General features: G+C 70.5%; 4 protein-coding genes. 3 read left to right on the top strand and 1 reads right to left on the bottom strand.

Annotated features, from left to right (window positions below; translation table 11 throughout):
- Positions 1-145 precede the first annotated feature (145 nt).
- The 3 genes from AS96_RS14250 to AS96_RS14240 are packed head-to-tail and all read left to right on the top strand — an operon-like array spanning position 146 to position 2,698.
- Positions 146-1,279: a DUF998 domain-containing protein gene (locus tag AS96_RS14250; protein ID WP_036291171.1), complete on the top strand. Its 1,134-nt coding sequence runs from the start codon at positions 146-148 to the stop codon at positions 1,277-1,279.
- 43 nt (positions 1,280-1,322) lie between these two features.
- Complete coding sequence (locus AS96_RS14245) at positions 1,323-2,366, top strand: zinc-binding dehydrogenase (protein WP_036291166.1); 1,044 nt, start codon at positions 1,323-1,325, stop codon at positions 2,364-2,366.
- Positions 2,363-2,698 carry a DUF6804 family protein gene (locus AS96_RS14240; RefSeq protein ID WP_016463927.1) on the top strand — a complete coding sequence of 112 codons (336 nt, stop codon included), beginning with the start codon at positions 2,363-2,365 and terminating at the stop codon, positions 2,696-2,698. The genes AS96_RS14245 and AS96_RS14240 overlap by 4 nt, the downstream gene beginning before the upstream one ends.
- Positions 2,699-3,040: 342 nt before the next feature.
- Here AS96_RS14240 and lgt read toward each other — a convergent pair whose 3' ends face one another.
- Positions 3,041-3,955 (bottom strand): prolipoprotein diacylglyceryl transferase, encoded by a 915-nt coding sequence (gene lgt, locus AS96_RS14235; protein WP_016463928.1) that lies wholly within the window; start codon positions 3,953-3,955, stop codon positions 3,041-3,043.
- Between the last annotated feature and the right edge of the window lie 400 nt (positions 3,956-4,355).

Below are 4,355 nucleotides of genomic sequence, written 5' to 3'. Positions count from 1 at the left end.
GGCGACACGCCGGTGCGACGCGCGCCCGGGCGGCGTGTCCCCGCGGCCGCCTTGCAGTTCGGGCTATGGGTGGGATGCAGCAGGCGAGCGAAGTCCTGGCCCGGCGGCGGCCGGCGTGCGAGCAGGTCGAAAGTAAGCTCGACGCGTGAGCAGATGGCGGCCGTCCCCCGCGCGATGGACACACCACGCGGCATCCGAGACGCCCCGCTTCTCACCGAGCGTCGAGTCCCGCGCCACCCGCTGGTCGCTGGGATCCGCGCTCGTTGCCGCCGCCACCACCGTGCTCGTCATGGGCGGGGCGCGGATGCCGCTCGGCGGCGGCGAGTCCGTCGGCAGCCTTGCGGCGCTGCTCGCGGCGATCGCGGCCGGTCCGGCGTTCGCCGTCTCGTTCGCGCTCGAACGGCGCCGTGGATATCTCGCCTGGCGCAACAGCCTGCCGCGCGCCAAACGGGCAACCGATCTGATCGCCCTGTCTGCGGCGATGATGATGCTGGCGGCGTTGGTCGTCGTGGCCGTCGCGGAGCTGTTCCAGCTGGGTTTCCGAGGCCTCACGATCGACCCGTTCGGTGCCGCGGCGCTGGTCGCCGCCGCCGTCGGCACGATGACCTACGTCGCGTCGGTCTCGGGGGCACGTGTCACCTCCACGGGCGTGGCCTCGCTCGCCACCCTCGTGCTGTTCATCGGCACGCTGGCGAGCATGGTCAGCGCCTCACAGGGCGATTGGTGGAGGTTCCACTTCTCCGAACTGGGCAACGAGTCGGGCTACGCCGGCTACCAGTTCAACCTCTCGCTCATCACGACCGGCGCCGTCATCACCGCGCTCGCCAACTTCGTCGCCCACGATCTCGAGGTCGGACTCCGCGCGCATGTCGAGACCGCGCAGCGGCGTGCACGGCTGTTCGCCTGGCTGCTCGCCGTGATCGGCCTGTGTTTGATGGTGGCCGGGTTCGTCCCGGACGCCGTCGCTTTCCCTGTGCACGTGGGCGCGGCATCCGGAATGGTCGTCGTCTTCGGCGTGCTCGTCGGATGCCTGCTGACGCTCGTCCCCGGAATCGGCCGCGACATCGCGGTCTTCTCGGTGCTGGTGGTCGCGGGCATCCTCGTCGCCGTCGCCCTCTGGGTACCCGTCGACTACTACAACCTCACCGGGTCGGAGTTCATCATCGCCGGCCTGTTGTTCGCGTGGCTCATGCTCTTCGTGCGCCAGGCGAGGGCGTACGCGGATGCCGCCGCGCCGGCACCTCCCGTTCCCGCGGCAGCGGCTCCGGCCGCCGCGTGAGCGCAGGTGCACCAACTAGCGTGAAGGGGACGAAAGGGTGCGGATGCGTGCAGTGGTGATGGATGCCGTGGGCGAGCCATTGGAGGTGCGCGAGGTCGACGACCCGGTCGCGCCCGTCGGCGGCGTGGTCGTGGAGGTGCGGGCGACCGGCCTGTGCCGCAGCGACTGGCACGCGTGGGTGGGCCACGACGACATCGCCGTACCGCATGTTCCGGGGCATGAGCTCGCCGGAGTGATCGTCGAGACCGGAGCGGGCGTCCAGCGGTTCGCCGTCGGCGACCGGGTGACCGTGCCGTTCGTCTGCGGGTGCGGCACCTGCGAGTGGTGCCGCGCGGGCGACGCGCAGGTGTGCCCCGACCAGCAGCAGCCCGGTTTCACGCACTGGGGCTCGTTCGCCGAGCGCGTCGCGCTGCACGCCGCCGACACCAACCTCGTGCGCATTCCCGACGACGTCTCCTTCGCCGCCGCCGCCTCCCTCGGGTGTCGCTTCGCCACCGCTTTCCGCGCACTCACCGGACGTGCGCGCGTGCAGCCGGGCGAGTGGGTCGTGGTCGTCGGCGCCGGCGGTGTGGGACTCAGCGTCGTCATGATCGCCCGCGCGCTCGGTGCGCACGTGGTGGCCGTCGATCGCAACCGGGCCGCGCTGGACGCGGCATCCGCGCTCGGCGCCGATGCCGTCGTCGTCGCCGACGGGGCGGAGGTGCCCGACGCCGTGCGCCGGATCACCGGGGGAGGCGCGCACGTCTCGATCGACGCGGTGGGCGCGGAGCAGACGGCGGCCGACGCCGTGCTGAGCCTGCGTCGCCGCGGCCGCCACGTGCAGGTCGGGCTGCTTCCGTCGGAGACGGGGTTGTCGGCAATGCCGATGGCCCGCGTGATCGCGTGGGAACTCGACGTGCTCGGCAGCCACGGCATGGCCGCCGTCGACTATCCGGCGATGCTCGAGCTCATCGCCGAGGGACGCCTGCGTCCGCAGGAACTCATCGAGCGCACGATCTCGCTCGCCGAGGCCGCGGCGCTACTGCCCACCTTCGACCGTGCCACGCTTGCCGGTATGACGATGATCGATCCGGGAGTTCTCGCATGAGCGGGACGAAGCGCACCGAGCCGACCTTCCAGCGCAACGCCCTGGCGCCGGCCTTGCTTGCCGCCGCCGTGCTGTTCCTCGCGCCCGTGCTGCTGACGGCGGGCTGGGGGATCGTGGTGCTCTTCGTCGTCGCGATCCTGGCGCTGATCGTCGGCTGGTTCGCCGTGCAGGCGCGTCAATGGGTGTGGGCGGCGGTGTTCGCCGTGATCGCGGTGGCCTGGAACCCCGTCATCCCGTTCGGGTTCGACGGCTTGGTCTGGTCGCTCGTGCAGCCGGCCGCCGCCATCGTGTTCCTCGTCGCGGGCGCGATGATCAAGACCCCGCGGGACTGAGCGCCTCGGCATCCTGCCGCTGCTGGCGCCGGCCCTCTCGGGTGGAGTTACTCCGGCCGTGCGTTCATAACTCCGGAAATCTCGGGCTGTCTGCCGGTTCAGCGCCCCTCCGGGGCTCGCCGTCGCCAAAACTCCGGAGTTGTACACGGATAGATTGACGGGTCTCTTGACACCGACCTCGCGTTCCACAAGCGTTGGCACCGCATGACAGGCTCCGGCAACTGGGTCGATCCCGCGAAGCGGCACCTCCACGGTCCGGGCGCAGCAGCGTTCGGCGCGGACGCACCGAGCTGAGCTCCCGCGGGACGCGTCCACGTCACCCCCGCGGCGGGGCGGCGCTCGTCACGACGGCTGCGGTGCGTCCTCGCGGGTCACGGCAAGCTTCTCGGCCTCCTGTCGTTGCTGCTCCGCGGCGGTGAACGGCGACGTATCGGGCTCGCCACGATAGCGCACCGTCTGCACGACGAAGATCGCGACGCCCAGCAGCACGACGGCGAACGAGGCCCAGATGTTCGCCGGGATGCCGAGGGGCGCATCGCTCGTGGGATCGATGCGGATCGCCTCCAGCCAGCTGCGGCCCAGCCCGTACCAGATGAAGTACGACGCGATGCTGCGGCCCCAGCCGAGACGCACTCTGCGCTCGAGGACGATGATCAGCGCGGCACCGACGAGGTTCCAGATCATCTCGTAGAGGAACAGCGGATGGAACAGCGTGCCCGGCGCGACGCCGGCGGGGAACATCGGCGCGTCGGGGGAGATCTCCAGGCCCCACGGGAGGGTCGTCGGCAGCCCGAACAGTTCCTGATTAAAGTAGTTGCCGAGTCGTCCGATGGCCTGCGCGACCAGCAGGGCCGGCGCGAGCGCGTCGGCGAAGGCGAAGAAGCGGATGCCGGCGCGCCGCGTGGCGATGTAGATGCCGATCGCGCCGCCGATCATCGAGCCGTAGATCGCGTTGCCGCCGTCCCAGATGGCGACGACCGCCCACGGGTTGTCGCCGGGCGCGAAGTAGTCGCCCATGTGCGTGAGCACGTGGTAGATCCGCGCCGCGATGATGCCCAGCGGCACCGTCCACAGCGCGACATCGATCACGGTTCCCGCCGGCACTCCGCGCGCCCGCAGCCGTCGTTCGGTGATGATGACGGCGGCGATGATTCCCGCGATGATGCACAGCGCGTAGACGTGGATCGTCAGCGGGCCGATGTGAAAGCTGGACCAGCTGAGGTCGGGGCTCGGGATACTCAGGTGCACGCCCGACATGATATGCCTGCCGGGTATGAGTTGGCCCGGGGTGCTCGGGGTTCCGTTCCGCGGTGACCGAACTGCAAGGCGTCGACCGCAACACGCGGGGTCAGGCCCGGATGCTGCGGCGTGTCGCTCGGCATCCCTTGCAGTTCGGGTCGGGAATGGGCGTTCCACTGACGCGCGGGGGGCGCGGGGGGAGCGGCGCGATCAGTCGGCGCGCGCGGGCGGCGTCGCTGTTTCCTGCTGGGGCTGCCGGGATCGGCGTATCTCTATCAGGGAGAGGAGCTCGGCCTGCACGAGGTGGCGGAGATCCCCGCCGACCAGCGGCAGGACCCGACCTTCTTCCGCACCCACTAGGCCGTGTTGCTAAATCCATTGCAAGGCTGCGGAGAGGCAGAGCCCGGCTGCGTATGAA

This window comes from Microbacterium sp. MRS-1 (assembly GCF_000585455.1).
In the GTDB taxonomy this organism is placed as follows: Bacteria; Actinomycetota; Actinomycetes; order Actinomycetales; family Microbacteriaceae; genus Microbacterium; species Microbacterium laevaniformans.
The sequence above is the reverse complement of the archived record's forward strand: the minus strand, read 5'-3'. Positions and strand labels throughout refer to the sequence as shown.